At 68.5% G+C, this 26,352-nt stretch carries 25 protein-coding genes, 1 tRNA gene and 1 pseudogene; 15 read left to right on the forward strand and 12 right to left on the reverse strand.

Annotated features, from left to right (window positions below; genetic code table 11):
* Nucleotide 1: 1 nt before the first annotated feature.
* From ABZ098_RS36535 to ABZ098_RS36555, 5 genes are all read left to right on the forward strand, one after another.
* Nucleotides 2-736: a WbqC family protein gene (locus ABZ098_RS36535; protein ID WP_356598061.1), complete on the forward strand. Its 735-nt coding sequence runs from the start codon at nucleotides 2-4 to the stop codon at nucleotides 734-736.
* Complete coding sequence (locus ABZ098_RS36540; RefSeq protein ID WP_356598062.1) at nucleotides 733-1,842, forward strand: glycosyltransferase family 4 protein; 1,110 nt, start codon at nucleotides 733-735, stop codon at nucleotides 1,840-1,842. Before ABZ098_RS36535 ends, ABZ098_RS36540 begins: the two co-directional genes overlap by 4 nt.
* Complete coding sequence (locus ABZ098_RS36545) at nucleotides 1,835-3,487, forward strand: aminoacyl--tRNA ligase-related protein (RefSeq protein WP_356598063.1); 1,653 nt, start codon at nucleotides 1,835-1,837, stop codon at nucleotides 3,485-3,487. The genes ABZ098_RS36540 and ABZ098_RS36545 overlap by 8 nt, the downstream gene beginning before the upstream one ends.
* Before the next feature lie 193 nt (nucleotides 3,488-3,680).
* Nucleotides 3,681-3,755, forward strand: a tRNA-Thr gene (locus tag ABZ098_RS36550).
* 113 nt (nucleotides 3,756-3,868) lie between these two features.
* A complete protein-coding gene (locus ABZ098_RS36555) occupies nucleotides 3,869-4,966 on the forward strand; it encodes a UDP-N-acetylglucosamine--N-acetylmuramyl-(pentapeptide) pyrophosphoryl-undecaprenol N-acetylglucosamine transferase (protein ID WP_356598064.1) in 1,098 nt (365 codons plus the stop codon).
* A gap of 3 nt (nucleotides 4,967-4,969) precedes the next feature.
* On the opposite strand, the gene ABZ098_RS36560 is transcribed toward ABZ098_RS36555, so the two are convergent.
* A complete protein-coding gene (locus ABZ098_RS36560) occupies nucleotides 4,970-5,293 on the reverse strand; it encodes an HIT domain-containing protein (protein WP_356598065.1) in 324 nt (107 codons plus the stop codon).
* 386 nt (nucleotides 5,294-5,679) lie between these two features.
* Here ABZ098_RS36560 and lexA point away from each other — a divergent pair, with 386 nt between their 5' ends.
* Together lexA and ABZ098_RS36570 are read left to right on the forward strand one after the other, a co-directional pair.
* A complete protein-coding gene (lexA, locus tag ABZ098_RS36565; protein ID WP_356598066.1) occupies nucleotides 5,680-6,351 on the forward strand; it encodes a transcriptional repressor LexA in 672 nt (223 codons plus the stop codon).
* A gap of 49 nt (nucleotides 6,352-6,400) precedes the next feature.
* Entirely contained in the window at nucleotides 6,401-7,144 is a 744-nt protein-coding gene (locus ABZ098_RS36570; protein WP_356598067.1) for an SOS response-associated peptidase, read from the forward strand.
* 127 nt (nucleotides 7,145-7,271) lie between these two features.
* On the opposite strand, the gene ABZ098_RS36575 is transcribed toward ABZ098_RS36570, so the two are convergent.
* Nucleotides 7,272-7,517, reverse strand: a complete 246-nt coding sequence (locus tag ABZ098_RS36575; protein WP_356598068.1) for a DUF6207 family protein — start codon at nucleotides 7,515-7,517, stop codon at nucleotides 7,272-7,274.
* 95 nt (nucleotides 7,518-7,612) lie between these two features.
* Here ABZ098_RS36575 and ABZ098_RS36580 point away from each other — a divergent pair, with 95 nt between their 5' ends.
* Nucleotides 7,613-7,972, forward strand: coding sequence for a hypothetical protein (locus ABZ098_RS36580; RefSeq protein WP_356598069.1), 360 nt, complete (start codon nucleotides 7,613-7,615; stop codon nucleotides 7,970-7,972).
* A 146-nt stretch (nucleotides 7,973-8,118) separates the two neighbouring features.
* On the opposite strand, the gene ABZ098_RS36585 is transcribed toward ABZ098_RS36580, so the two are convergent.
* From ABZ098_RS36585 to dnaE, 3 genes are read right to left on the reverse strand one after another with little or no spacing between them, the layout of a single operon-like run.
* Nucleotides 8,119-8,988, reverse strand: a complete 870-nt coding sequence (locus tag ABZ098_RS36585; protein WP_356598070.1) for a hypothetical protein — start codon at nucleotides 8,986-8,988, stop codon at nucleotides 8,119-8,121.
* Nucleotides 8,989-8,993: 5 nt separating this feature from the next.
* Complete coding sequence (locus tag ABZ098_RS36590; RefSeq protein ID WP_356598071.1) at nucleotides 8,994-9,176, reverse strand: hypothetical protein; 183 nt, start codon at nucleotides 9,174-9,176, stop codon at nucleotides 8,994-8,996.
* Nucleotides 9,177-9,181: 5 nt separating this feature from the next.
* Nucleotides 9,182-12,634 carry a DNA polymerase III subunit alpha gene (dnaE, locus tag ABZ098_RS36595; protein WP_356598072.1) on the reverse strand — a complete coding sequence of 1,151 codons (3,453 nt, stop codon included), beginning with the start codon at nucleotides 12,632-12,634 and terminating at the stop codon, nucleotides 9,182-9,184.
* 388 nt (nucleotides 12,635-13,022) lie between these two features.
* Here dnaE and ABZ098_RS36600 point away from each other — a divergent pair.
* From ABZ098_RS36600 to ABZ098_RS36615, 4 genes and pseudogenes are all read left to right on the forward strand, one after another.
* Nucleotides 13,023-13,301 (forward strand): annotated as a pseudogene (locus ABZ098_RS36600) (Ku protein); the annotation flags it as partial.
* Between the two features lie 4 nt (nucleotides 13,302-13,305).
* A complete protein-coding gene (locus ABZ098_RS36605; protein WP_356598179.1) occupies nucleotides 13,306-14,508 on the forward strand; it encodes a hypothetical protein in 1,203 nt (400 codons plus the stop codon).
* The gene (locus ABZ098_RS36610; protein WP_356598073.1) at nucleotides 14,499-16,586 is read left to right on the forward strand and encodes a hypothetical protein; all 2,088 of its coding nucleotides are present in this window, start codon (nucleotides 14,499-14,501) and stop codon (nucleotides 16,584-16,586) included. Before ABZ098_RS36605 ends, ABZ098_RS36610 begins: the two co-directional genes overlap by 10 nt.
* A complete protein-coding gene (locus tag ABZ098_RS36615) occupies nucleotides 16,583-16,993 on the forward strand; it encodes a hypothetical protein (RefSeq protein ID WP_356598074.1) in 411 nt (136 codons plus the stop codon). Before ABZ098_RS36610 ends, ABZ098_RS36615 begins: the two co-directional genes overlap by 4 nt.
* A gap of 109 nt (nucleotides 16,994-17,102) precedes the next feature.
* On the opposite strand, the gene ABZ098_RS36620 is transcribed toward ABZ098_RS36615, so the two are convergent.
* Nucleotides 17,103-17,912 carry a class I SAM-dependent methyltransferase gene (locus ABZ098_RS36620; protein WP_356598075.1) on the reverse strand — a complete coding sequence of 270 codons (810 nt, stop codon included), beginning with the start codon at nucleotides 17,910-17,912 and terminating at the stop codon, nucleotides 17,103-17,105.
* 193 nt (nucleotides 17,913-18,105) lie between these two features.
* On the opposite strand from ABZ098_RS36620, the gene ABZ098_RS36625 reads away from it, so the two are divergent.
* The gene (locus tag ABZ098_RS36625; protein WP_356598076.1) at nucleotides 18,106-18,513 is read left to right on the forward strand and encodes a hypothetical protein; all 408 of its coding nucleotides are present in this window, start codon (nucleotides 18,106-18,108) and stop codon (nucleotides 18,511-18,513) included.
* 547 nt (nucleotides 18,514-19,060) lie between these two features.
* Here ABZ098_RS36625 and ABZ098_RS36630 read toward each other — a convergent pair.
* Nucleotides 19,061-19,753 (reverse strand): HNH endonuclease family protein, encoded by a 693-nt coding sequence (locus ABZ098_RS36630; RefSeq protein ID WP_356598077.1) that lies wholly within the window; start codon nucleotides 19,751-19,753, stop codon nucleotides 19,061-19,063.
* 428 nt (nucleotides 19,754-20,181) lie between these two features.
* Here ABZ098_RS36630 and ABZ098_RS36635 point away from each other — a divergent pair, with 428 nt between their 5' ends.
* Nucleotides 20,182-20,367: a hypothetical protein gene (locus ABZ098_RS36635; RefSeq protein ID WP_356598078.1), complete on the forward strand. Its 186-nt coding sequence runs from the start codon at nucleotides 20,182-20,184 to the stop codon at nucleotides 20,365-20,367.
* Nucleotides 20,368-20,772: 405 nt separating this feature from the next.
* On the opposite strand, the gene ABZ098_RS36640 is transcribed toward ABZ098_RS36635, so the two are convergent.
* From ABZ098_RS36640 to ABZ098_RS36660, 5 genes are all read right to left on the reverse strand, one after another.
* The gene (locus tag ABZ098_RS36640) at nucleotides 20,773-21,096 is read right to left on the reverse strand and encodes a nuclear transport factor 2 family protein (protein WP_356598079.1); all 324 of its coding nucleotides are present in this window, start codon (nucleotides 21,094-21,096) and stop codon (nucleotides 20,773-20,775) included.
* Between the two features lie 567 nt (nucleotides 21,097-21,663).
* Nucleotides 21,664-22,554 carry a helix-turn-helix transcriptional regulator gene (locus ABZ098_RS36645; RefSeq protein WP_356598080.1) on the reverse strand — a complete coding sequence of 297 codons (891 nt, stop codon included), beginning with the start codon at nucleotides 22,552-22,554 and terminating at the stop codon, nucleotides 21,664-21,666.
* 107 nt (nucleotides 22,555-22,661) lie between these two features.
* The gene (locus tag ABZ098_RS36650) at nucleotides 22,662-23,720 is read right to left on the reverse strand and encodes an alpha/beta hydrolase (protein WP_356598081.1); all 1,059 of its coding nucleotides are present in this window, start codon (nucleotides 23,718-23,720) and stop codon (nucleotides 22,662-22,664) included.
* A gap of 553 nt (nucleotides 23,721-24,273) precedes the next feature.
* Nucleotides 24,274-24,507 carry a hypothetical protein gene (locus tag ABZ098_RS36655; RefSeq protein WP_356598082.1) on the reverse strand — a complete coding sequence of 78 codons (234 nt, stop codon included), beginning with the start codon at nucleotides 24,505-24,507 and terminating at the stop codon, nucleotides 24,274-24,276.
* Nucleotides 24,508-24,612: 105 nt separating this feature from the next.
* Nucleotides 24,613-25,374, reverse strand: a complete 762-nt coding sequence (locus tag ABZ098_RS36660; RefSeq protein ID WP_356598083.1) for an alpha/beta hydrolase — start codon at nucleotides 25,372-25,374, stop codon at nucleotides 24,613-24,615.
* 132 nt (nucleotides 25,375-25,506) lie between these two features.
* On the opposite strand from ABZ098_RS36660, the gene ABZ098_RS36665 reads away from it, so the two are divergent.
* A complete protein-coding gene (locus tag ABZ098_RS36665) occupies nucleotides 25,507-25,911 on the forward strand; it encodes a helix-turn-helix domain-containing protein (RefSeq protein WP_356598084.1) in 405 nt (134 codons plus the stop codon).
* The last annotated feature ends 441 nt before the right edge of the window (nucleotides 25,912-26,352 follow it).

A 26,352-nucleotide genomic window follows, 5' to 3' on the forward strand; every position in this document is an offset into this window, starting at 1 on the left:
CGTGATCTACATCGAACAGCCGCCGTTCCTGCCCTGGCTCGGGTTCTGCGAGGCACTGATCGGCTGCACCACCGTCGCCCTGTACGACACGGTGCAGTACACCGAGCGCGGCTGGCAGAACCGCAACCGCATCAAGACCTCGCACGGCGAGACCTGGGTCACCGTGCCCGTCACCCGCCGCCACGGGCAGCTCCTGCGCGAGACGCGGATCGCGGAGCACTTCAACCCCGCCAGCATGCTCAAGACCCTGCGCCTGGCGTACGCCCGCACCCCGCACCTGGAAGAAGCACTCCAGGTGCTCGCCCCGCCTCTGTCGGCCGGCCACCGCTGGCTGGTCGACCTCAACCTCGACCTGGTCACGCACCTCGCTGTCGCCCTCGGCGCGCAGACCACGCTGCGCCTGACCTCCGAGATGCCGCACCCCGGCACGGCCGACAAGAGCGAGCGCCTGGTCCAGATCTGCGCCCATGCCCAGGAAGCGCAACTGTGGGCCGGCGAGGGCACCCGCCAGTACCTCGACCCCGCCGCACTCGCCGAGCACGGCATCACCGTCGTGTGGAACGAGTTCGCCGCCCGCCACCCCCGATACGCCCAGGCCTGGCCGCAGCAGGGCTTCATGCCGGGCCTGTCCGTCGTCGACGCCGCGTGCGCGGTGGGCTGGGCCGGCCTTGCGGTCATGCTGCGCGCCTCCTTCACCGCATACCGGACCACCGCACCCCAGGGGGAGCCCCGATGACCCGCCCCCACATCCTCACCGGCATCGATCTGCCCCTGGAGCCCTCCTGCGGCTCCACCATCTGGGCCAGCGACGTCTACCAGCGGCTGTCACCGAACTTCCGGACCACCTTCCTGGCGCTGCCCGGATCCGGCACCTGGAAGCACCACTTCGAACAGACCGTCACCCTCGCCGCGGTGAAGGCTCCGTACGGGCCGCAGTTCGACACGTACGCGGCCGAGCTGACCGGCGAAGTCCAGGAGATCCTGCGCACCCACCGACCCGACGTGATCCACGCCCAGCATCTGGGCTTCGGCCTGTCCCTCGCGTTCACCCGTGCCGCCGGCAGCACGCCGATGGTCTCCATCGCCCACGGAACCGACGTCATCGCCGCCGCACACAGTGAGCAGGCCCGGACGGTGCTGGCCGAGATCGTCACTGCGAGCACAACCGTTGCCGTGCCCAACGCGGCCATGGCCCACCAGGTCGACGTCCTCACCGGCTGCCGGTTCGGCGACCGCCTGGCGGTCATCCCTTGGGGCATCCCGCTGCCTGCCGCGCCCACAGCCCGGCCCACCAGCGGGCGGAGGCTGCGGCTGCTGCACGCCGGCCGTCTGGACCCCAACAAGTCCACCATCACCGCGATCGAGGCACTGAGGCTGACCCGCCACGACCATCACCTGACCGTCATCGGCAGCGGCAGCGAACTGCCGGCCCTGACCGCGCGGGTCGGCGAACTCGGTCTCACCGGCCGAGTCCAGTTCATCCCCTTTCTGCCGCGTGAGGACCTGTGGGCGCGTTTCGCCGACTTCGACGCCTTGGTGTTCACCACCGCTCAGCTTGAGGCGTTCGGGCTGGTCGCCGTCGAGGCCCAGGCCCACGGCCTGCCCGTTGTGTTCGGTGATCTGCCCGGACTGCGCGACACCCTCGGATCCGGCGCCCTGCCGTACACCCCCGGCGACCCGCACGCCCTGGCCGCCGTCGTCGACCAGATCGCCGACGCGCCCCACACGCGCCGGGCTCTGTGCGCAGCCGCGGCCGCCAATGCCCTGCGCCACGACATCGCCACGACCGCCAAGCAACTGGACGCACTCACCACCACGGTGATGGGAGACGCACATGCCTGACACTCCGCTGTACGCCAGCCAGTTGTGGCCCCCCGTACGCCCCCGGGCGGTGAACCCCACGGTCACGACGATGAACCTGCTCGAGGCCCTCGGCTTTGTCGGCAAGACCGCCGCCACCGGAGTTCACACGCTCCTGCCGCTCGGCCTGCGCGTCCATGACCGGCTCTCTCGCATCGCGCGCGACGCGTTCGAGGACCGGGGCGCGAACACCGTCGCCTTCCCCACGCTGCAAAGCCGCACCCTGTGGGACGAGTCGGGCCGCTGGGAGGTCTACCAGGCTGAGGGCACGCTGATGACGACCCGCAGCCGCAGCGGCGAGGACATGTGCCTGGCCCCGACGTCCGAGGAGATCGCGGTCGCGACCGTGCGCGAAAGCCTGCGATCTCGCCGCGATCTGCCCGTACGCCTCTACCTCAGCACCGCCAAGTTCCGCGATGAGCGCGGCCCGCGCGGCGGCCTCATGCGAGGCCGTGAGTTCGTCATGGGTGACGCCTATACCTTCGATGCCGACGCCGAAGGGATGCGCGCCTCGGTCGACTTCCTCAACGACGCCTGCCGCGCCGCTCTGCTGGGCATGGGCCTGACCGGCGTGTTCCAGGCCACCGCCGACGGCGGCTCCATCGCCGCCGGACCGTCCACCGAACACCTCGTGCTGGGCGACATCGGGCAGAGCAGCATCCTCGCCTGCGACCACTGCGGGCACCGCGGCGACGGCGCCGTGATCGCCGGTCGGCCCGCGGCCTGCGACGACCCCGTGGTCAACGTCATCGCCTTCGCTCTCACCCGCCCGGACGGCTCCACGGCTCCTGCCGCCGTGGCCATCCGCTCAGACCTGCACGTCAGTCCGCGCAAACTCGCCGCCGCCTCCGGCGCAGCCCGCGTCGACCTCCTTCAAGCCGACACCCTGCCCGGCCTGTTCGGAAAGCAGGCGGGGACCCTGACGCCCTGGGACTGCTCCCGCACCGAGCTCTACTTCGACACCTCCGTCGCCCACCTGAACGACTTCTCCATCTCCGACGGATCAGACGGCCTGCGCACTCACCTGTCCTGGGCCGGCGCACCGGGCCTGCCCCCGCTCAAGCCGGAAGGCACCGCCCTGCACCGTGCTACCGAAGGCATGGGATGCGGCCGCTGCGACAACGGCCGTTACAACACGATCCGCGCCATCGAGGTCGCCCATGTCTTCGAACTCGGCACGCAGTACTCGGCCCCGATGGGCCTGTCCGTCCCCGATCCCGAGGGCAACCGCGGCCCCGGCCACATGGCCTGCTCTGGCATCGGCATCAGCCGCTGCCTGCAGACCCTGGCCGACCTCCACCGCGACCAGCACGGACTGCGCTGGACACCAGGGTGCGGCCCCGCCGATCTCCACCTGGTCGTGCTGCGGGCCGACCTGCCCCAGATGCGCGAGCGCAGCGACCGGGTCGTCCGACAGCTGCGGCAGCACGGCATCCGCCTGCTCGTCGACGACCGGCCCGAAGCAGCCGGTGAGAAGTTCGCCTACGCCCGCCTGCTCGGCGTACCCCACGTCCTGGTCCTCTCCGAGCAGCAGACCGACACCACCGTCGAGATCATCGACCGCTGGTCCAGCCGACACGAGTCGATGCCTCTCAGCCACATCCCCAGCCTCGCCAGGCCCCGCTAACTGAGACACCAGACAAAAAAGACTCCCGCGTGATGCCGTCACGAACTACTTCGACGGCATCCAAACTCGCATGTCAAAAAACAATTCAATGTCGCATCAGAAACTTACAGAAGAAGTGGCCGAAATTTGCAGCCAATTACCCTCGCGGCGTTGACTGCCCGACCCCTTCAACCGTAATCTCGTGTGGCAACAACGGGTCGTAGCTTAAGTGGTTGAGCACGGCAAAAGTATTGCCGAGGAGCCGGTTCGAGTCCGGCCGACCCGACCAACCGCCGCAGCACAGCAGCACGATGGGCCGGCCTGCATCGCGAACCGGCACCATGCCCGCCGGGACGGACAGCCCTTCAGAAGACCACCAGCAACTGAACCGGACACAGTGTAATGAAAATTGGGATCACCGGCGGAGGCAGTGCCGGACACGTCGTCCCCGCTCTCGCGGTAGCAGCACAGCTGAATCGAGACGGCACACACGAACTCATCTTCTTCGGCCGCTCAGACAGCATCGAGCAGGAATACGCGAAGAACGCGAATATTCCCTTCCGACCGGTCCCCTCAGCAGGTCTGAAACGCTACGGATCGTGGAGCAACGCGCGCATGCCGTTCACTGTGCTGCGCGGCATCGGCGCTGCCTGGAAGGCCATCCGGCGCGAGCGTCCGGACGTCGTCTTCAGCAAAGGCGGATACGTGACCGTCCCTGTCGGCGTCGCCGCCCGGCTATGCCGGGTACCCCTGGTCATTCACGAATCGGATCACTCGCTCGGCCTCGCGAACACGATCCTCGCCCGCATGGCCACCCGGGTCTGCCTGTCCGTCCCGCCTTCCTCCGCCCCCCGCCGGCTCAACCGGAAAACAGTCGTCACCGGACTTCCCCTGCGCCACGACCTCGCCGACGGCAACCCGGAGCGGCTGCGCCGGCACCTGGGCCTCAAGCCCCACATGCCCGTTCTCCTGATCTTCTGCGGCAGCCAGGGCTCTACCCGCATCAACGACGCGCTGCGCCGCCAACTCCACCAGCTCTGCCCCCGGTTCTCGGTCGTCCACGTCTGCGGCACGGGCAACCTCGACCCCGCCCTTGCCGATGTCGAGAACTACCGGCAACTGGAGTACCTGCACGAGGAGATGACCGACGCGCTCTGGCTCGCCGACCTGGTCATCGGCCGCGCCGGAGCAACAACCCTCGCCGAGATCGAAGCCCTCGCCAAGCCGGCCGTCCTCATCCCCCTGCCTGCCTCCGTCAGCCGCGGCGACCAGCTCGACAACGCCCACGCCTATGCCAGCCGCCATCCCGGCCGGTGCCTTGTCATCCCCGACGACGAAAAACTGACGGACGGAACCAAACTGGCAGAAGCGTGCCTGCGGCTCGCGGCCACCTCCGGCGACCCCCAGGAGCCCAACCGCACAGAAATCCACCGTGCCGCGGGTCTGGTCGCCGCCGAGGCACTGGCCGTGGCCAGGCCCCGGCGCACACGCAACCAGTAGCGCTCAGCCGTCGTGGTGCCCGTACATCGCCAGGATCTCCTTCTCCGTCTCACCCCGGTGATAGACGTGCCAGTGCATGTGCTTCGACTCCTGGTACAGGCCCTCATTCGTGGTAATCGAAGCAGCGCCGTGCTCAGCCCTCACCTTCCCCGCGACTTCCCGCACGACCTCCATGACCTCCAGGAGGAGATCCGCGTTGTCGTCCCCGAGGTCCACCAACGACGGAACGTGCACCTTCGGCACCACCACGATGTGCACCGAATGGGATGGCCTGGTGTGGTGAAACGCCAGCACCCTGTCCGTCTCCGTCACGACCTCGATGTCCACCAGCCCTGGGATGGCCTGGTGGCAGTAGAAGTCTGAGATCGCGGTGGGAACGGCAGCAGCAGAGGTCACAGTCAGTCACTTTCCGTTTCAGGCCGTAATGGGGCCGCCAGATTACCGTTCGCCCCTGCAGTCTCAGTACTGACCAAGAAAACCAAGCCCCCCCCCAGAACCGTTGGCGCCGGGAGAGACGGCTGTCCAGCCGAACATGAATCCGGCGTGCGGAATCAAGCTGCCGGTAGGCAACCGCGCCCTGAGCGGACCGTGCGACTCCTGGCACTCGACCTCGTCGAAGAAGCCTGCACTCCGGAGTCGAAAGAGTGTTCCATTTGCGCCGGATGGCGGGTTAAGGTCACGTTCCGCGAAGATCTTGTACGGAGGTGCCTGGTATGGAGAGCAGCGCGTTCGCCCGCCGGGGCCGCCCACCGGGGCCTCGGACCGCCGAGGGTGAGCTGACGAGCCGCCAGTCGGCCATCGTCCGCTACATCACGCAGACGGTCGCCCGGCAGGGCTACCCGCCGTCGATGCGGGAGATAGGCCAGGCCGTGCAACTCGCCAGCACATCCTCGGTCGCCCACCAGCTGATCGCCCTCGAACGCAAGGGCGTCCTCTACCGCGACCCGCACCGTCCGCGTGCGTACCAGGTGCGTCCCTCGTGGGCGCCCGATCTGGGAGGCCGGAGTGAAGTGCCGGTCGAGGTACCGCTCGTCGGACGGATCGCCGCCGGCGCACCGCTGCTCGCCGAGGAGATGGTCGAGGACGTCTACTCGATGCCCCGCCAAGTCGTCGGCGAGGGCGACCTGTTCGCGCTAACCGTTTCCGGCAATTCCATGATCGACGCGGCGATCTGTGACGGCGATGTCGTGACTGTACGGCGGCAAGACAGTGCCGACCACGGCGACATCGTCGCCGCGCTCCTGGACGACTCGGCCACGGTGAAGGTGTTGAGGCGGCAGGACGGGCGGGTGTGGCTGATGCCGCGTAACCCGTCCTTCGAGCCCATCCCTGGCGACGACGTACGCATCCTCGGCAAAGTCGTCGGCGTCCTGCGGGTGCTGTAGATCCGGGCCACACGGTTGCCCAGCACTGCGGGAGTGCGAGAGTGGCGGTATGTGTGGTCGATACGCATCCACTCGCAGCCCGCAGGAACTGGCGCCGCTCTTCCAGGTGCCCGACGTCCCGGCGAAGGAGACGCTCGCGCCGAACTGGAACGTCGCCCCGACCAACGACGTGTGGGCGGTCCTCGAGCGCGCACCCCGCGGCGAAGACGACACCGGCATGGTGCAGCGGGAGTTGCGGCCGCTGCGGTGGGGGCTGGTGCCGTCGTGGGCGAAGGACGTGAAGGTCGGCGCACGGATGATCAACGCACGGGTGGAGACGGTGCACGAGAAGCCCGCCTACCGCCGCGCCTTCACCCGGCGCCGCTGCCTGCTGCCCGCCGACGGCTTCTACGAGTGGGAACAGATTAAGGACCCGGCCACCGGAAAGGCCCGCAAACAGCCGTACTTCATCCACCCCGAGGACGAGCAGGTGATGGCGCTCGCGGGGCTGTACGAGTACTGGCGCGACCCGGCCGTCAAGCAGGACGACGACCCGGCCGCCTGGCTGATGACCTGCACCATCCTCACCACCGAAGCCACCGACGCGGCCGGCCGCGTCCATCCACGCATGCCGCTCGCCCTCACCCCCGACCACTACGATGCCTGGCTCGACCCCGGCCACCAAGATCCCGACGAGCTGCGGGCCCTGCTCGGCCAGCCGGCCGAAGGCCACCTTCACGCCCGGCCCGTCTCCACCGCCGTCAACAACGTCCGCAACAACGGTCCCCAACTCCTCGACGAACTCGCCACGTGACGCCTGCCTGTTCTTGCGTTGCGCGGTGCAGGCGAGTTCGCGTCGATAACGAGCGCGTTGGGGCCGGGTGTGGCACGGTGGACGCAGGCTGGCTCCGTCGCTTTCCCCCGTAGCGACGGAGCCAGACTCACTCTGTGCTCCCGCGCGCCCGCTCCGTTGCGAAGCGTTCGTCGGATACCTGGCGCAGGTCGGCATACATCCGCAGCCGCACACCTGGCTGCCCTGCGTCCCGGGTGGTGGGCTCGGCGGGCGTCGTTGCCCAGAGGCGGGCGATCGCCGCATGGAATGCGAGCACGGTGTCATCGTCGAGGCCCGCCACGTCGATGACGAGCAGGCCCGGTTCGGACAGGTGAGATTCTTGGATCGGGTCCACGTCTGTCAGTACGTGCTCAGCACGTCGCAGGTTCTGCGCCAACCGCGGATTCACCCGACCGGGGCACTGTCAGTGGCGGCATCTACCGTCAGTGCATGACCAGTCCGCCGAACTCCCCTGACCACGGTTGGGTGTTGAAGGCCACCATCTGTGCGGCGCCAGCCGCCGCCCCTCAATGGAAAGAGCAGCTGAACCGGCTCCGCCCGATCGCATCATTCGACGACACCACAAAGACGTGGCAGGCCCGCCTTGGCGCCCTCGATCTGGAGGGACTGAACGTGCTGCAGATTCTCCTCGACGCCGCCAGCGCCCATGGCACCCGGGTGCGTCTGGAACCTGCGCCTGTTCCGGAATTCTGGGACGGTCCCGTCTTCACGAGGGAGCCGGACGTGGCCGCTGTGCTCGAGTCACAGGCCGACCAGGGGCGCCCGCTCGGTCAGTTGCCTCTGGACTGAGGAGACCGCGCCGGGGCGCCGCGCGGGTGCGGCACGCCTCCGCGATCGCGTCGAAGACGTAGATCAGCAGGGCGACGTCCTCGCGCACCAGGGTCCGCTGTCGTCTGGGACACGCAGACCCCGGTCCCCGTCTTCGACTGTCGCGCCTATGTCGCACCACCTCCCGACGCGCCGTCGGGGCGGCCCCCTCGGTCCCCGCGGTGGGCTGACGAGGATCGGGAGCTGATGGCGAGGGCGGCGGGATAGATCACCTGGCGTCCGTAGCGGGCCCGGGCGCGATCGGCGACGGCTTCGATCGCCAGGGGTTTGTCGTCGCCGGTGTCGAGGGTGAGCTGCCGGGTGGCCCGGTCGTCGGGCCGAAGGCCATCGGCACGTACCGCGATGGCGCGGACCCGGGCGCGCTGGAGGCCGAGGGAGTCGTACACGGCGTACGCCGCGCGGGCCAGGAGGAGGGTGTGCTGGGTGGCTTCGGGCAGGGTCCTGCTGCGCCGGGTGGCAGTGAGATCGGCGTAGCGGACCGTCAGGGTCACGCCCGTTGCGATCTGGCCAGAGGTGCGCAGGCGGGCCCCGAGGTCGTCGGCGAGGGCGAGCAGGACGCGCCGGTGGGCGGCCGGGTCCAGTTCATCGCGGGCAAAGCGGTGCTCCGCGCTGAGACTCGCCGGGGCCGGCGTGGGGTCGACGATGGTGGTGTCGCGGCCGTGGGCGTGCTCATGGAGGGCGCGTCCGGCCCGCGCGCCGAGCAGGCGCTGCAGGGTGCCCTGGGGGACGTCGGCGACGTCGCCGACGGTGTGCAGGCCGTACTCGGCGAGCGTGGCCGCCGTCTTCGCGCCCACGCCGGGAAGCTCCCGTACCGGCCAGGGCCGCAGGAAGGCGGCGATGGCCTCGGGATGGTCGTCGATGACGGTGCGCCGGTCCGGTGGGGTGAGGGCGCAGGCCATGGCGGCGAGCATCCGGTTGCCCGCACAGCCCGCGGAACTGGGCAGGCCGAAGTGGGCGAGGACACGCAGTTGGACCACTTCGGTCAGGCCCGGGCGTCGCGCTTCCAGTAGGGGAGTGCGCCGGTGAGGTCGAGGACGGCCATGTCCGGCTCGATCATCTGCACGCGGGGCGTGATGCCTTCGAGCAGGCGGCGCAGCCGCTCGGCAAGTTCGGCGTCCGGTTCGGCCAGGAGATCGAAACGCAGGTGGAGGATGTGACGGCCCATAGTGATCACCCCGCGCTTCCCTGGCTCCGGTGGCCGAGCCGGCGCAGGTCTGCTGAGCGGGTGCCGGCGGGCTGGAGGTCCGCGTACGGGTGCAGGTGGGCCCCGGCGGTGCCGTCGGCGAGGGTGCGTTGCGGGGTGGGCGAGCCTGCGGGGGTGGGGGAGGGGGTGGTGCGGCCGAGGAGGTCGAGGGCGGCCTGGGGGCCGTGGTCGCGGCGGGCCGCGGCCACCTCGTCCAGGTCCCAGGCCATCTCGCCGACCACGGTGCGGCGCGGGCCGCGGGCCTCCACCGTGCCGCGGACCAGCAGCAGCCCGGAGTGGAAGACGGTGTGCGCGCAGGCTTCGTGGGAGTCCTCGAAGAAGGCGATGTCCACCAGGCCGGAGCCGTCCTCCAGGGTGCAGAAGATGACCCGCTTGCCGGACGGGATGGGCGGCGTCTGCGTGGAGGCCCGCACGCCGGCGACCAGGACCTTCTGGCCGGGCACCAGGCCCCGCAGGTGGGCGGCGTCGGTCGCGCCGACCTCGCGCAGCAGCCGGTGGTGGTGCTCCATCAGGTGCCGGCTCACATCGATGGAGAGGACCTCGAGTTCGGCGCCGAGCCGGTCGCGGCTGGTCATCTCCGGCAGGCTGCTCGGGGCCACGGCCGCGAGCTCGCCGCCCAGCGGCAGCTGGCCGTCGGTGGCAGTGCGGTTGCGGGACTGCCGGTGCAGTTCGGTGGCCTGCAGCAGCAGATCGCGCCGGGTCAGGCCGGGAGAGAGGGCATCGAGGGCACCGATACGGATCAGGCGCTGGGCCAGCGGCAGGGACGGGCGGGCACGCAGCCACAGATCCTGCAGCCCCGTGTAGGGCTGGCCGGCCACCAGGCGGTCGGTCTCCGCCTCGCTGATGCCTTTGACCGTGGAGAACGCCAGGCGCACCCCGAAGCCCTGTCCGGTCTGTTCCACACTGTGAGTCCCGCGGGAGTGGTTGACGTCGACGGGCAGCACGGGGATGCCGTGGCGGCGGGCGTCGGCGACGATCACCCGGCGCGGCCACATCCCCGGATCGTGCTCCAGCAGGCCGGCGTACAAATACGCCGGGAAGTGCGCCTTCAGATAGGCGGACTGCAGGGCGGGCACGGCGAAGGCCACCGCGTGAGCACGGCAAAAACCGTAGGCGCCGAAGGAGGAGACCGTCTCCCACACCTCGTCCAGCACGTCCTTGGTGTAGCCGAGCTCGCCCGCGGTCCGGCGGAACCACTGCTCGACCCGGGGGAGACGGTCGGGGTCGGCCAGCGCGCGGCGGGCGACATCGCCGGCGGCCCGGTCGCACCCGGTCATCCGGGACAGGATGGCGATGATCTGCTCATGCCAGATCACCACGCCGTACGTATCGGACAAGATCGGCTCAAGGTCCCGGTGCGCATACACCGGTTCAGCGCCATGGCGGGCAGCGATGAAGAGAGCAGGCATGCCCCCACTGACAGGTCCGGGCCGAAACAGGCTGATGTCCGCGATGACGTCCTGCATATGGCGCGGCTGCAATCGGCCCACCAAATCCTGCTGCCCAGGACTTTCGAGCTGGAACAAGCCCACCGTGTCCGAGGCCCGGATCATCTCGAAGGCCTTCTCGTCGTTCAGGCTGACGTGGTCGGGGTTATCGAGATCAAGCAGACGTCCGGTCGTGCGGCGGATCTCGCACACCGCGTACGCCATCGCGGACTGCATGCGCACGCCCAGCACGTCGAGCTTCAAGAGCCCGAGATCTTCCACGTCCTCCTTGTCCGCTTGCACCATCGGGTAGCCGGCCGGGGTCGGCTGCACAGGAAGCCTCTCCAGCAGCGACGCATTCGACAAGATCACTCCGCACGGGTGCATCGCGTAGCCGCGCGGCAGCGCGTCCAGGCCTTCGGCGAGCTCCCACAGCGGCCCGAACTTCCCCGCCTCAGAGGCCAGTTGGCGTAGCTCCGGCAGTTCGGCCAGGGCGCCGCGGATGTCCCGGGCCCGGATGTGCGGAAAACTCTTGGCGATCTCGCCGACGACCTGGGGCGGAATCCCGAGGGCGAGGCCAGTGTCCCGCAGAGCGTGACGGGCCCGGTAGGTCTCGGGCATGCCGGTGACCGCGGTCCGCTCCTTCCCGAACCGCTTGATGATCGCGTCGTACACCTCCAGACGCCGCTCGGACTCCACGTCGAGGTCGATGTCCGGCAACGACGTACGCCGCTCGCTGAGGAACCGCTCGAACAGCAGCCGATGCTCCAGAGGATTGGCGGTGGCGACGAACAGCGCGTGATTGACCATGGAGCCGGCGCCGGAGCCGCGCGCCGCGACCCGGATCCCCAGCGCCCTGGTGTCCGCGACGACCTGGGCCACGGCCAGGAAATACCCCTCAAAACCCAACCGGCCGATGACGTCCAGCTCGTACCGAAGCTGCCGTACGGCGCGCTCGTCGCGGTCCAGGCCACGGGCGACCATTCCGGCCTCGCAGCGCTGCCGCAGCAGCCGCATCGCCGAACCCGGCTCCGGGCCCGCTCCCACCACGGCCGGTTCGGGGAAGTGGGGACGTCCGAGCCCGAGATCAGCCGGGGTAAGGGTGCAGGACCGGCCGGTGGCTTCGGTCTCGGCCAGCAGACGGACAGTGCGCGCGGGGTCGTCGCCGACGGCCTGGGCGATCCGCTCGGCGGCCGCCGCCATGACCTCGGGACCCTTCAGCCACCGTTCACCACCGTCCAGGCGCCGGCGATCGACGGGCCGCAACAGCCGGGCCGCATCAAGCACGTCCGCCAGCCGGTGCTGGCCGGGATCGGCGTAGCGGACCGCATTCGACAGGACGGCGCGGACGCCGACCTGGTCGGCCAGACCCACCGTGCGCGCGGCCAGCCGCAGCGAGCCCGCTCCCGTGCCCTGCCGGCCCAAGTACACGGCCTCCAGCCGCAGCCGCTCTCCGGCCAGCTCCCGCCACGGCACCAGCAGCTGCTCAGCAACATCCGGGCGGCCGGCGGACAGGGCCCGCACCGGCTCGGAGGCAGGGCCGAGAAGCACCACCAGATCGTCATCGGCGTAGGCGCGCAAGGTCGCCCACGACACCACCGGCGACGTTCCGTCGGCCACGGCGTGCGCGGCGGACACCAGACGGCACAACCGGGCCCACCCGGCCGCGTTCTGCGCCAGCAGCGTGATCCGCAGCGGCGGCTCGATCACGTGCGCCCCGCCGCGCACCGGCGTACGCGGCCGTGCGGCGGCCGGGGTGGGCGAGGTGAGAGGAGCGACAGCGACGTCCACGCCGAAGACGGGGCGGATACCGGCGGCCGCCGCGGCGTTGGCGAAGCGGACCGTGCCCGCGACGGTGTCCCGGTCCGTCAGGGCGAGCGTCGTCATCCCGCGCTCGGCAGCACGTTGCACGAGAGCATCGGGGAGGGATGCGCCGAACCGGGCCGAATAGCCGGAGGCAACGTGCAGATGAGTAAATCCACCGCTACGCACCTCCTGACTCTCGTTCGCCCCTCCCCTGCCCCGTGTCCCTCCAGGTCTTCACCATAACCGGAAACCGAAAACTTGTTCGAAGGTGGCGCGTCGCATTGTCCACGCGGTCACCCGGGTAGCTCCAGAGGCTTCGTCCATGTCGCGCCTCGTGCCGCTCAGCGTGCGGACGGCCGGAAAACGTGCAGGCGGCGGCGCGACACTGCCAAACCCGCCCCGCGCTGCTGCACTCCTTGCGGTGGTGGCGATGATGAGCGTGGCCAACGTATGGGGCCGACCACGGCCGGTCACTGGTGCCTCTGACGCTGGTAGATGAGGGGGCGCGGTTCAGGTGCCTGGCGCGGGTGGTGCTTTTAGGCTGGGAGGGCTCGGGGCGTACTGGAGGTCTGCCATGCCCCGAACTATTTGGAGCGGTGCCATCTCATTTGGCCTGGTCACCATCCCTATCCGCGTCGCATCCGCGACCGAGAATCACTCCATCCAGTTCCACCAGTACCACCTGGAGGACATGGGTCGGGTACGGGTGCGGAAGATCTGCGATCTGGAGGACCGCGAGATCCCCCAGTCCGAGATCGGCAAGGGCTACGAGTACGCCAAGGACCAGATCGTCGCCATCTCCGATGCGGAGCTGCAGGATCTGCCGCTGCCCACCGCGAAGGCGATCGAGATCCCTCATGCACCCGGAAACGCTGCCGGAGGCCGACCGCGAGCTCGGAGCCTCGCTGACGGCCATGGCGGAGTCCGGAAGGGTGCCCATCTCGCGGGGTCGGGTTTGCGAGCTGCCGGGGACCAGGCTCCGCTACCAGCTCGCCCGGCATCTGTTCCTGACGAACGACGACCTCGCCCCGCTGATCGTGCTCGGCGTCCTGGCCACGGGCTGGAACGGAGAGGCGATCAAGGAACTGCCAGCTAAGCACCGTGTTCTGGAAGGCCGGGCCGTGGTCTTGGAGGCGGTCAAGCGCCGCCGCGGCCCGACGCGGTGGTTCGAGGAAATGACCGTAGAGATCGGCAAGGACAGCGAACGGTTCACCACCGCCGGGGGCTACTACCTGTTCATCGAGCGCCTGACCCGTCGCGGCCGCCAGTTCAGTAGATCCAACCGCCTGTGGTCGATCTGGGTCGGCGACAGCCCTCGATACGGCAACGACGCCACTTTCGGGCACATCGATCCCTTCGCCCGCCGGCTGGGACGTTCGCTCAAGTTCGGGGCCTGGGCCCGTCAGCATGCGGAACTCGCGGCAATCGAGGGGTTCGAACTGAGCCTGAACCGGCTCAAGACCACCGAGGAGCGACGTTACACCCGCGCGACGGGCGGTCATCTGCCGTCCGCGGCCCGCACCAACTCCCAGGACGTGCTGTTCTCGAACTACCTCAGCGGTGATCCCGTGGTCCAAGAGTGGGCTGCCGACGTCGTCAGTATGTCGCTGGCCGACGCCGAGGCCGCGGCACGCGCGGAACACCGGCGGCTGGTCGAGGCCAACGGCAAAGCGATCACTGTCCTGCGCCGGGCCGGCGAGGAAGCAGGCCTGGACGGGCGGCAGGAGGCAGCCTTCACGGCCTGCACCGCCTACCACAACAGCCCTTTCAACTCCGGGCCTTGCGCCGCCTCGTTCCTGCAGTGCTTCGCCTGCCGCAATGCGCTGTCCACCGCCGACCACCTGCCGGCCCAGCTCGTCCTGCTGGACGAACTCGCTGCCCGCTGGGAGGCGATGGACCGTGAGATGTGGTGGCGGCGCTTCGGTCAGGTTTGGCTGGCGATCACCGAGGACATCCTCCCCCGCTTCACCGCGGCTGAATTGGAGGCCGCGGGCCGCCTCAAACCGGACGGCACGGTGCTGGAGTTGCTGGAAGACCCGGAGGAGGATGCATGGATCTGATCGCCACCTCGCCTCCCACTGTCGGCAGCCGGGTCCGACCGGACGCGCTGGTCCTGGGCAAACGCCCGCTGCGGCGGGATACGGCACCGCGGACGACCTCCCGCTTCGTCGATGACGTCTGGGACCTGACCCCAGCCGTCCTGCAGGACACCGCGAACTGCCTGAGGATCCGGTTCTCGACCCTGCCAGCCGTCTTCCGCCCGGTCGCCAAGGACCTCTTCTTCGCCTTGCTGGCCCACAAGCCGCCGCCCGGCCTCAACGAACTGACCGTCACCACCATTCACGGCCTGTTCGGCGCAACGAGAGCGTTCCTGACCTGGGCGCAGACCATGGGGGCCGACTCCATCAGCGGTGTCACCCCCGACCTGCTGCGCCGCTATAACCACGACCTGATTGCGCGGGGCGGCAGCATCGAGCGGCGGGACCACAAACGCCGGGCCGTCCGGCTGTTCTGGCTCTACCGCGACGCCCTGACGGAGGGCGACCGGCTGGCGCTGGATCCACTGCTGGTCGACGACTGGATCGAGGGCGGAGCTGGACGGCGTGGTCGGGAGAACACCACGCCCCGCATCCCCGAAGCGGTCATGGGTCCGCTGCTGGTCTGGGCTCTGCGGTTCGTCCACGACTTCTCCGACAATATCCTCGCCGGGCTGGCCGAATGGACCGCCCTGCACACCCGCCGACACTGCCAAATCAGCGCGGACGGTCGGGGCGCCCGTGAGCGGCTCGCGGTGTTGCTGGACCGCTACCGGGCGGCCGACAGGCCGCTGCCCGGGGGCACGAACGGCCCCCGCGGCCTGAGCATGCGGCATCTGGCCCGAGAGATCGGCTGCAGCCAGCGCAGCGTCCTTGAGCCCGGCGCCCGCCGGCTTGTCGACGCGACCGCCGACATCGTCGGCGTCGCAGATGACGTCTACCTGTGGACCGCGTTCGACGCGCCTCTCGACGGCCGTCCCTGGCAGGACAGCGTGGCGGCCACCGAAGTGCAGAACCTGGTCAGGCTGCTGCACGCGGCCGCATACATCGTCATCGCCTATCTGTCCGGCATGCGCGACAGCGAGGTCAAACACCTACGACGCGGGTGCTTGAGCCGGGAGACCGACTCCACCGGACGCATCAGCCGTTGCCGCGTGACCAGCCAGGCGTTCAAAGGCGAGGGCAGCCCGTGGGGCGTTGAGGCGACCTGGATCGTCGGGCCTCCGGTGGCCAAGGCCATCGAGGTCCTGGAACGGCTCCAAGGGCCCCGGCAGAAGCGGCTGTTCGCCATCCCGCCCACCTCCCGGCACTTCCACCGCACAAATCGGCGGGCCAAGACGGTCACCAGCACCAACACCGATCTGCGGTACTTCATCCAGTGGATCAACACCTACTGCGCGGCCCGCGGCCGCATCGACGGCATCCCGCTGGTCAGTGGACGCCAGTGGATTCTGCGCACCAGCCAGTTCCGCCGCACGCTGGCCTGGTTCATCGCACGCCGCCCCGGCGGCACGATCGCCGGCGCGATCCAATACCGCCACCTGTCGATCCAGATGTTCGAGGGCTACGCCGGCACCTCCCGTTCCGGATTCCGAGCCGAAGCCCAACAGGAACAGGTTCTCGCCCGGGGCGAACGACTCGCCGTCATGGTCGACGGCCACGAACACCAGCGGCTGCATGGTCCCGCCGCTGCCGAGACCGCCGCACGCCTGGAGAAGTTCGGCGACCGGATCCGGTTCCTGGGCAAGACACCCGACGAAGCACAGCTGCGCAAACTCATGCAACGCAGCGATCCGCGGATCTACCCGGGCACGTTCGTCACCTGCACCGACAACCCCGACCGCCGTCTTTGCAGGCCACCGGCCGACAGCGCCCAGGCTCCTGCACTGAACAGCTGCCAGCCCCTGGCCTGCAACAACGCCGCCTTCACCGACGACAACTGGGCGGCCTGGCACCATCGACTCGCCCAGATGGAAGCCCAGTTAGCGCGCGGCCACATCCTCGCTCCACTCGTCCGCGACCGGCTGGCCAGGCGCCGCGACGAGATCGCCTCCATTCTCGGCCATCCCACCCCGGCACCAGATCAGCAGGTGCGGACATGAGACGGCACGAACTGACCCCTCAGGCCGTCGATGCCGCCGTCGAGGCCCTGCTGGAAGGCATCGCAGACGGGCCCCGGGCCACCGTCTCCGCTCTTGCCCGTCGCCTCAGCGTCGCCCGCCAGACCCTTTACCGGGACTTCCCCGATCAGATCACCCGACTCCAGACGGAAGCAGCCCGCCCGGAGACCCAGCCCCGCGCCCGCAACACCGACAAGGACCAGCAGATCATCGCCCGCCTGCGCGCAGAGAAGGAGAACCTCACCCGCCACCTGCACATCTACGAAGACCACATCCGGCGCCTGGCCCTGGAGAACGAGGCCCTGCGAGTCGCCCTGCAGGCCCACAGTGGCGTCACCCTGATCAGCCCGAGACTGGAGACACCGCCCCCGGCCGACCCTGACCCCTGACGGCTCGGGACATTGGTCCGTACACAGATGAAGAGCGGCCGAAGTTCAGATGTGCGCCCCGCCGGCTCGGATTCCTGCCTGACCGCTACATGACAGCATCCGACCTGGATCAGCGACGCGCACGCGCGAGCAGGGCCGCATGCGGCAACCTCAGGAGACCGTCCTCGCCAGCAAACTCGGCGCTGAATAGATCGAAGTGACGCTTGATCTCGGCCCGGACCCGAGGCGTCTGGCTCTGCACCAGCTGTCCGCCGAAGGCCACTCCACTCGCAGGTCCGCTCCACCACTCGTCGGCGCTCGCGCGGTGATCCCAGCGCAAGGTCTCGCACACCGCCTCCCGCAGCCCTGCCGCATCCATCAGCCCCCTCAGGCCGCTCTCGTCGCGGGGAAAATCATCATCGGGGGCCAGCCCTGCGGGCAGGTGTGGTGGACGCACCGCACCCGCGGCTTGGATCGCGCGGCCGATCAAAGTCTGTCCCGCGGCCGGCGGCACCGCCCATATCGTCAACGCGATCCAACCGTTGGGCCTCACGACACGGCGCAGTTCGGCCAAGGCCACCTTGGGCTGGCCCACGTGGTTCAGCACGAAGTTGGCCACGACGGCGTCGAACTCTCCGTCGGTGAAGGGCAGCCGAGGAAGAGTGGCCACGCGCACGTCAGCCGTGGGTGCGGCCTGCTTGGCCAACTCGACCATGGTCGGCTCCGCATCCACGGCCGTCACCGTCGCGCCCCGGGCACACCCGGCAGCAGCGACCGTCCCCGGCCCAGTCCCTACATCCAGCATCCGCGAGCTCGGCCCGACCTCGGCGGCATCGAGCAACTGCGACACCGGATAGGCGCACAGCTTGGCGAAGCTTCCGGCATAAGCGGCACCCTGACCCGCCCAGATGAGCCGCTCACTCTTGTCGAACACCGTCATCGACACCGGCACCCTCCCCGACTTCAGTCAAGATCGGCATGTTGTTACGACCCTAACTCACCGTCTGACCAGCGCGGACAGCTCAGAAATAAGTGCTCATTCGAAGCCACTCACGCTCTTCGACCCCCGCTGATGACGCAACCCAGGAAGTGGACAACGGACACCTTCAAACACTGCCCATAAGCTGCACGCGATGCGCTGGCCGGACGAGATTCGCGATCCGGCCGCCGTCGACCCGCCGCACGAGAAGGTCTCCGAGGAGGAGATCAAGGGTGCGCTCGCCCTGATGGAGTCGATGGCGCGCGACGACCTCGACGGGCCGGAGTTCGAGGACGCCTACACCGACGCCCTGGCGAAGATCATCGAGTCGAAGCGGGAAGACAAACCCCTGCCCGAAGCCCCGGAGCCGGAGCAGCCGGGCAAGGTCCTCGATCTCATGGCCGCCCTGACCGAGTCCGTCCAGCAGGCCAAGGCCTCCCGCGGTGAAGACGCCGACGTCCACGAAATGCCGAAGAAGACCGCGAAGAAGCAGCCTGCCAGGAAGACGGCAGCGAAGAAGACCACGAAGAAGACGCCAGCACGCCGATCACGCAGCGCCTGACCGCATGTGTCCTGCCATGCACAGGAGAAGCCGGTGCAGAGGGAATGCCGGCCCAGGGAGGCGTGCCGACGCCGCTTCCGCGGCTCACCGAGACTCTGGGGCATCACCGGCACCAATGTCGCGCGCGCCATGCCCCGGCTACGCACACTGCAACTTGCCCGGCCAGGAGGGGGCGTGCCGCCTCCCCAGTACGGGTCGGCATCGTCGCCGTTCATAGCCGCAAGCTGCTTGGGGCGGAACAGATCCGCCCCAAGCAAGGCGAAGTGGCCTCTACTGCCTACACCCCGACAAAGTCGGCTGCTGATCTTGGTTACGCATGATCATCCGGAGGATCCCCCCTGATCCATACCGGACTCACCGACCGGACTCACCGAGTTCCGGCCGGTGCCGAGGCGTACGTCACGCCTCGGCGCCGGTGTCCTTCTTCGGCAGCTCCGGGTGGCGCGCCTTCTTCTTTACATCCATCTCGACCGTGGCCCTGTCGAGGTTCTTGGCCTCCGCGTAGGCCGTGACGCCGGCCTGGAAGCGCTAAAACCTACCCGCCCTCTTACGGCGCCGGGATGTAGTGGACGACGGTCATCTGGCACGGTCCGCCGGCGTAGACGTTGATGGTGTCGATCTCGCTCTGGTCGGCACTCAGGCCCCAGCGGAGCTTGGTCGCGGTCCATTCGGCGAGGTAGCGGCAGGTGGCGGCTGGGGCTGGCGGCATCCAGGAGCTCGGGTCCTGGTCGGCCTTTTGACGGTTCGTGCGCGCGGTGACCGCGACCAGACTGGCGGCGGCGTCCTGGTCGTTGGCGTACGCCTCGCGCCGTTCAGCGCTCCAGGCGGAAGCGCCGGAGTCCCAGGCCTCGGCGAGGGGGACCATGTGGTCGATGTCGAGCTTGGCGGGGTCGCTGACTTCCTGCTCGTCGTAGTACGACAGCCACTCGCCGTCGCTCAGCTTGCAGCCGGCCGACACGGTCGGCGCTTCGGACGCTTCGGCCAGGAGGACCTCGGCGCGGGTGTTGCAGCCGTCGGCCGGATCCAGGCCGGAGTTCCAGTGCTTGAACTTGTCGCGGGTGTAGCCGGCGCGGGACTCCTCGGCAACCGGCATCTGGCCGATCGCGTAGGAGAGCGGGAAGGTCTGCGCCGCCGCGGCGGCCGGGACGGCGTTCGCTGAGGCAGGCACGGCGAGCGGGGTGAGGGAGAGGGAGAGCGCGGCGAGCACGCGCAGCATGTTCTTGATCACGACGGCAGTCATAGCGGTGAACGACCAGGCCGGTCAGCGATCAGGTCTTCGTGTCGACCGGTCGGCTGAACGGTTTCACCGCCGAACCGTTCCGCCCCGTCACCCATTTGGCATCGTTGCCCGCCGGTTCCACGCCAGAGAGCAGCACGGGCGAGTTGGGCCGCGCAACGCGGCCGTACATCGGGCTCACCGCTGCTGCGCGCGGGGGGCCTCCGCGCTGCACCGCCCTCAGGGCGGCGGTGACGCCGGGCCGGGGACGTCGGCGGGGGAGAGGTCGGGGCGTGCGCGGTGCCAGCGTGCGGGGTGGCGCCACCGGCCGGAGGCGTCGCGGGCGACGTCGACGCCGACTTCCTGCGGCCTGGCCCGCGGTGAGGCGCCGAAGGCCGGCTGATCCCGGGCGGCGTCGTGTCCTATCCACGCTGCCTGCTGTTGATCGGTACGTGGAGACTGCTGAGCCGGTGACCGGCGATTACCCGAACGAGCCCCGGGTTCCTGTCCTGACCGCCACCGAGGCCCGCGAGGCGGTCGGGTACATGCGGCTGCTGGAAACGCTGGACCTCACGCCCCGCGGCCGCGCGGCCGGACAGCTCGCCGCGGACCTGGCTCAGCGGATCCCCGCCGAGTAGCGGGCGGCCTGCCTACGGGAACCCGGCGTCGGCCGGGCGCCCCACGCCCTGGACGGGCGGCATCGGGATGCCGAATCTCCGTGCCCGGGAACTGCTCGAACAACGCTTTCACGTCGAGCAGGCCGCCACCGCGCTCGTACTGGCAGCCGCAACTCCCCCGGTGCAGCATCGGCTGCCCCTCGACCGCGCGCGTCGGCTGGACCTTCCACTAGAGCGCGGTGCTCAAGCCGTCCAGCTTCGATGTCAGAGGATACCTGGGCCCTCCCCGAGGGCCACTGATCAGAGAGCCCGCCGGTCTCACACTGACGGAGCGTGAGCACAACACCGGCTGTCACGCGCCCCCGAAAGGCGACACGCCAACTCGAATGGTCATCAAGCGCGCTGACCGAAGTAGCAGCGACGCGGCTAAGCCTGACCGGTTTCGAAGCGGCTCACCTTCTCACCGTCGATCACAAACTGCCACCGGGTGCGCATGGCGCCCCAGATGTCGTTGCGGTAGTCCGCTACCAGAGACAGGCCGTCGTCCGATTCGGACTCGACATCCATGTGGCCGTTGGCGGAGAAGATTTCCTTCTCCGCCCACTGGCGCAGATCGCGGTCCGAGCCATCATCGGACATGGTGGCGCCTGGCGTAAGGGCGTCGGCGAACGCCTGCCGGTCGTGGGCATTGATGGCAGTCACGAGGGCGCGCACCGCGGGGTCAGACAGCTGGTCGGCGGGGATGGACATGGCGTGCCTCCGGGGATGTGGAGTTGCATCGAGGTGGTCCAGTGTCCCGGACCACAGGCTGATGTACGTGCATTTCAGACCATTGCGGACTGGCCGATTGCGTGAAACGACTTCTCCGGCCACGGCGAACGGGTGTTTCGGCCCCACTTGGTGATCTATCGCGAGCCGCATGGACCGGCATTTCTGGCCCAGCTCAGGGCCTTGCAGGCAGACCGCCGGGTGGGACCACTTCTCCGGGACGTCGGCTTTCGGATCAAGGGCCTGTGGCTGGCGGAGTCGTTCCGTTGGGGCAGAAGATCCGATCCTGGCCGTGCCGGAGATCTCCCGCTGTCTCGGTGGTGGCTCCGAACCCGCCAACGGCCTTTGTGCTTAGGCAGTCGCGGCGTCAGCGATCGCCTGCTTGGACGTTGCCACCGACGCCTGGACGAGCGACGACGGGACGACCCCGCTGTCCCGCTCGTGGAACAGGTCATGGGCACGCTGAGCGAACTGAATGGCCCCTTCTGATCCGGCGAAACCGCCTGTCGGCGGCTCGTCAGACACCGCAACCACCGTGTGGCAGTCCTGTCATGATCCGTTTCGTCTGGTGGTGATGTTTTCGGTGGTGGCGGATGGTTCGATCCATGAGCTGAGGATCCGGAGTTTCTCCTCGCTGGGGGAGCCGGGGGCGGGTGACCAGACGGTGAGGTGCTGGTCGGGGTCTCCGCTCCAGTAGAAGCTGTCCCAGTCGAAGGTGAACTCGCCGAGGTCGGGGTGGTGGATGGTCTTGCTGCCGAAGTTCTGGCTGGCGACGTGGCGGCTTGCCCACCACTGCCGGAAGAGGGGATAGCCGACCGAGAGTTCGCCGACGAGGTTCACGAGCCGTGGGTCCTTGGGGTTGTCGACGGCCTGCATGCGCAGGAGGGCGACACCGGTGCGGGCCATGCCCTCCCAGTCGTCGTAGAAGTCCTTCATGCGCGGGTCGGCGAACAGCATCCGGACGTAGTTGCGCTCGTGTGGGGCCATCTTGTCGATGTCGATGAGCAGCGCCGCGGCGAGGGGGTTCCAGGCGAGGTAGTCGAGGTATTTCCCCACCACGAACGCGGGCGTGAGGGTCAGCTGGTCCAGGAGGCGCTGGATCTGCGGTCGTACCGGCGTCGGCCGGCGTCTGGGTGAGGTGCGTCGGTCGGCCTGTCGGGCGAGCCCTTCGACGTAGGTGCGCTCGACCGGTGTGAGGCGCAGCGTGTGCGCGAGGGCGTCGAGTACCGGTGGGGAGGGGGCGAGGCGGCCCTGTTCGATGCGGCTGTAGTAGTCCTGGCTGATCGAGGCGTGCGCGGCGACTTCTTCCCGGCGCAGGCCGCTCACGCGACGCGTTCCGGGGTCTCCCGGGGGCAGACCGAGCGCGGCCGGGCTGAGTTCGCTGCGGCGGGCCTTGAGGAACTGGCCCAGCTCCTCCAGGTGCGGGTTCTTCGCGCTCACGCTCACATCTCTCATTGTCGCCGCTGTGCAGAACCGCGCCCGGGTCAAGGAGGGGGGCGGGCGCGACTCTGCCGGAGCGAAGTACGGGTGGGGCCGGCGGCGAGCGCCTAGACCAGGTGGGTGCGGAAGAACCGCGTCACGTTCGCGACGGCGTTGTCGATCTGCGCGGGCGAGTCGTAGTAGTCGTAGTGGGTTCCGTCGGCCCACACGAGTTCCTTCTCGCCCTGGACGCTCTCGTAGAGTGCCTTCGCCTTGGCCGGGAACGCTGAGCCGTCGGAGTGCACCACCATCGTCGGTGTCGTGACCTTCGGGGCCTGGCTGAGCGGGTCGAGGGAGAACCACGTGTCCCAGGACGAGACATCGAACTCGTTCTTGTACTGGGGGACACCTCCGCGTGCCGGGTTGGTGTAGTAGTCGTAATTGCCGGGCCTCGGGCTGTAGTTGGCGGCCTTCCGGTCGGTTTCGCTGTACACCGGGATGATCGTCGCCTTGCCCGTGCGCTCGAACTTGTGACGGGCGGCGTCGGCGTCCGCGAGACGCCGGGCAATCCCGTCCTCGCCGTAGGTGCCCTTGAACGTGTCTTCGTCGGCCAGGAAGGCCGCGACCGTCGCGAAGCCCTTCACGCGCGGGTCCTCTGCGGCAAGGTAGGTGCCGTTGCTGGCCGAGGTGCACACGCCGACCATGCCGACGGCATCCACGTACGGCTGCTCGCTCAGGTACGTGACGGCGGCCTGGAGATCGCTCAGCTTCTCGGCTGGAGACTCGAACTGACGCGGCGCGCCAGCGCTCTCGCCGTAGTGGGCGTAGTCGAAGGCCAGCGCGACAAAGCCCTGCTCAGCAAACTTCCGCGCATAGGTGCTGGACATCATCTCCTTCACCGAGCTGAGCGAGCCCTGAACGATGACCGCTTGGTAGTGACCGTTGTTGTTGAAGCCGTCGGGAGTGAACAGGTCACCCACCAGGGTCAGACCATCACGATCAAAATTGATTTTGCGCTGCACGGTTGTGTCTGCCTTCGAGGTGTCGGCGTTGATGGGGTTTGGCTTGGTGGCCGCCGTCGCGGCGGGGGTGAACGCGGCGCCTGCCGCTAATGCGCCTGCGGCTCCGATCAGGCCGCGTCGCGTGACGCGGGGCCTGGGGCGACGGGACGTGGGGGGAACGGTCATGGGGCGTCCTTACCTGCCTTACGTCTTCCTTGGAGATGCGCATTCTCCGGTCGTTCCTGATGCCTGCAAGGCATCCGTTCCCGCGCGCCAGCCCTACGTGAAGTCACAATGGAGATCACGGTTCCAGAGAACGTTGTCGACCTTGTGCTTCCCGGTCGGGTGTCGCCTCCGGCGAACGATGCCGCGGCGCGCAGCGACACCCCAAGGGTCTGCCTTGCCGCCGAAACCGACAATGGGAAAGAATTTTCCTAGGCAGCAATACGCAGGTCAGCGACCCATCACACTGCCGCGCGCCCCGCCTCGCCATACCTCCAGGACGTTCCGATCAAAGCCCGCGACTGGAGCCCACAACAGAACCCCGCCACTTCTGCCGCGCGGCTGCGGGACGAACGGGTTCCGGGGGGCGACGGCGAGGCCGACACCGAGATGCGCCGCCAGCCGGCCAACCGCTACACCACCGTGCGTCCGTTCCTGCCCTGCCGCGGGCGACGCGGTTGGACGATGCCAGTCCGGGGAGTGTGAAAACACCAACCAGCTGAGACACGTCTACAGGTCACATAACCTGGTCCAGCGCGGTCGCGTCCGGCAGCTGCACGGCCCCGGCCACGACCTCCGGAAACGTCGGAAGCATCTCGGTGCCGCGCCTGGAGCGCAGCACCACCTGGCCCGCATCGACGGAAAGCAGTGCCCGGAATCCGTCCCACTTGGGTTCCCCGGCCGACAGCGGCGGCAGGACAGGGCTGTACACCGTCTTGGTGAGCATCGGTTCCGGCAAAGTCCATATCACGGTGCATTCCTTTTGTCAATACCGGCGGCAGCAGCGGCTTGAGTCGTTCCCACTGAGCATCCGTCAGGTCACCTCGGCCAGTTTGATGGCCGTTACCCGCACGGGTCACCATTTCTCAGCCGTCAGGAAGGGCAGAACCTGGGACAGGACGTCGGCAGCGCGGGCCCAGCCGCCATGGTGGTCGGCCCTGGGCACGGAGAAGAAGCCGCTGCCTGTGCGTTCGGCAACCTTGCGCATCGGTTCGTGCCAGGGGTCGGATGTGCCGCAATACATCAGCATGGGGACATCGGTGGATGCCAGACCGATGTCGAGGGCGCGGTCACGGGAGAACGCCTCGTAGTTGGCGCGCAGGGCCGCGGGATCGGCTGCGTCGATGACGGCGGCCTGCGCGGGGTCGGCGTAGGCGCCCTGCCGCAGGATGTCGAACGCGTCGGTGTCAGGGGGCAGTCCGAGCTGCCGGAAGACGTAGTCGCGGGCGGAGGCGAAGCCGTCCACGGGGTCCCAGGAACCGGCGATGACCCGTGCACACCGTTCCGGCGCCTGTAGGGCCATGCCCAGCGCGGTCAAGGCACCCATCGAATAGCCCCAAATGCCAGCCCGGTCGGTACCGATGTCGTCGAGGACAGCGGTGACAGACTCGACGCGGCGCTCCAGAGCGTAGGCGGAGGGATTGTGCGGGTCGTCGCTTGCGCCCAGGCCCAGCGGGTCGACAGCCACCACCGTGTAATCGGCCTGCAGCCTCGAGGTGTATCCGGTATCCCTCCAGCTCGCGCCTGTTTGGAACATTCCCGGATGCAGAACCAGAACCGGTCCGTCCCCGGAGACTTCGTAGCAGATCTTTAACCGGTTGCTGCGCGCCGTCGGCACCCGCTGCTCCTTGTCCGCTGCCTCAGATCGTCCCCCGTGACACAGCCAAGTAGCCCTGCCACCAGGAACGTTACGACTTGTAACAGCAATCATCCTGAAGCATGCTCAGGCCCTGCGGAAGGAGGCACTTTCATGTCGCAACGGAACACCGAGGTAACAGACCAGCTCACACCGCCGCCCCCGGACGGCACACCGGAGATCCCCGACTGCCCGCTGAGAGAAGTCCTCGCCCTGATCGGGGACAAGTGGAGTGCTCAAGTGCTGGTTGTACTCGGCGAGGGTCCACACCGGTTCACCGAACTGGAGCGCGCCATCGACGGCATCAGCCGACGCATGCTGACTCTCAGCCTGCGCAACCTGGAACGGAATGGGCTGATCACCCGGACCGTCCACCCCGATGCACCGCCGCGCGTGGAGTACGCCACCACCCCCTTGATCGATGAGATCCGTGAACCACTGGAGACCCTGGCAGCGTGGGCTAACCGGAACCGATCGGCCATCGCCGCCGCACGGCACACATACGACAGCCGCAACTGAGGAACGGAAAGACAGGGAAACGCATCGGATCCTGCATGCGCAGGCAGCGCGACGCCTCAATTTCAAACACGGCCTAGGGAGCCTGCGAGGAGTTGGTTCGGCAGTCGCTCGCCAGCCTGTAGGGCGACGAACCGGCACGACGACGGTGTATTCGGGGGTAAGTCGCTTCGGTCGCTTGAGTCGCTTCCGAGGACTGGGCAGCGAGCGACTGAACGGCCAGCGACCGGGGGGATTCGTCGGTCGCTGAAACGCAGGTGGGGGATCTGCGCAGGTCAAGGAGCTGGCTTTGATGTTGAAGCGACTGAAGCGACTCGGGCTAGCTATATGCCAGCTCTCCAGTAGTGCTCGTGTGCGTGACAAATAGTGGGCCTCAGTCGCTTCAGTCGCTATCTGGGTTCTCTTGCCCATCTGACCTGCACGTTTCTTGGGTGGCTCCAGGAA

This window comes from Streptomyces sp. NPDC006335, assembly GCF_040612795.1.
Taxonomy (GTDB): Bacteria; Actinomycetota; Actinomycetes; order Streptomycetales; family Streptomycetaceae; genus Streptomyces.

Coding starts and splice junctions, on each gene's coding strand:
- ABZ098_RS36540 (WP_356598062.1), top strand. CDS start 733: ATGACCCGCCCCCACATCCTCACCGGCATCGATCTGCCCCTGGAGCCC.
- ABZ098_RS36545 (WP_356598063.1), top strand. CDS start 1,835: ATGCCTGACACTCCGCTGTACGCCAGCCAGTTGTGGCCCCCCGTACGC.
- ABZ098_RS36555 (WP_356598064.1), top strand. CDS start 3,869: ATGAAAATTGGGATCACCGGCGGAGGCAGTGCCGGACACGTCGTCCCC.
- lexA (WP_356598066.1), top strand. CDS start 5,680: ATGGAGAGCAGCGCGTTCGCCCGCCGGGGCCGCCCACCGGGGCCTCGG.
- ABZ098_RS36570 (WP_356598067.1), top strand. CDS start 6,401: ATGTGTGGTCGATACGCATCCACTCGCAGCCCGCAGGAACTGGCGCCG.
- ABZ098_RS36580 (WP_356598069.1), top strand. CDS start 7,613: ATGACCAGTCCGCCGAACTCCCCTGACCACGGTTGGGTGTTGAAGGCC.
- ABZ098_RS36590 (WP_356598071.1), bottom strand. CDS start 9,176: ATGGGCCGTCACATCCTCCACCTGCGTTTCGATCTCCTGGCCGAACCG.
- ABZ098_RS36605 (WP_356598179.1), top strand. CDS start 13,306: ATGCACCCGGAAACGCTGCCGGAGGCCGACCGCGAGCTCGGAGCCTCG.
- ABZ098_RS36610 (WP_356598073.1), top strand. CDS start 14,499: ATGGATCTGATCGCCACCTCGCCTCCCACTGTCGGCAGCCGGGTCCGA.
- ABZ098_RS36615 (WP_356598074.1), top strand. CDS start 16,583: ATGAGACGGCACGAACTGACCCCTCAGGCCGTCGATGCCGCCGTCGAG.
- ABZ098_RS36620 (WP_356598075.1), bottom strand. CDS start 17,912: ATGACGGTGTTCGACAAGAGTGAGCGGCTCATCTGGGCGGGTCAGGGT.
- ABZ098_RS36625 (WP_356598076.1), top strand. CDS start 18,106: ATGCGCTGGCCGGACGAGATTCGCGATCCGGCCGCCGTCGACCCGCCG.
- ABZ098_RS36630 (WP_356598077.1), bottom strand. CDS start 19,753: ATGACTGCCGTCGTGATCAAGAACATGCTGCGCGTGCTCGCCGCGCTC.
- ABZ098_RS36640 (WP_356598079.1), bottom strand. CDS start 21,096: ATGTCCATCCCCGCCGACCAGCTGTCTGACCCCGCGGTGCGCGCCCTC.
- ABZ098_RS36650 (WP_356598081.1), bottom strand. CDS start 23,720: ATGACCGTTCCCCCCACGTCCCGTCGCCCCAGGCCCCGCGTCACGCGA.
- ABZ098_RS36665 (WP_356598084.1), top strand. CDS start 25,507: ATGTCGCAACGGAACACCGAGGTAACAGACCAGCTCACACCGCCGCCC.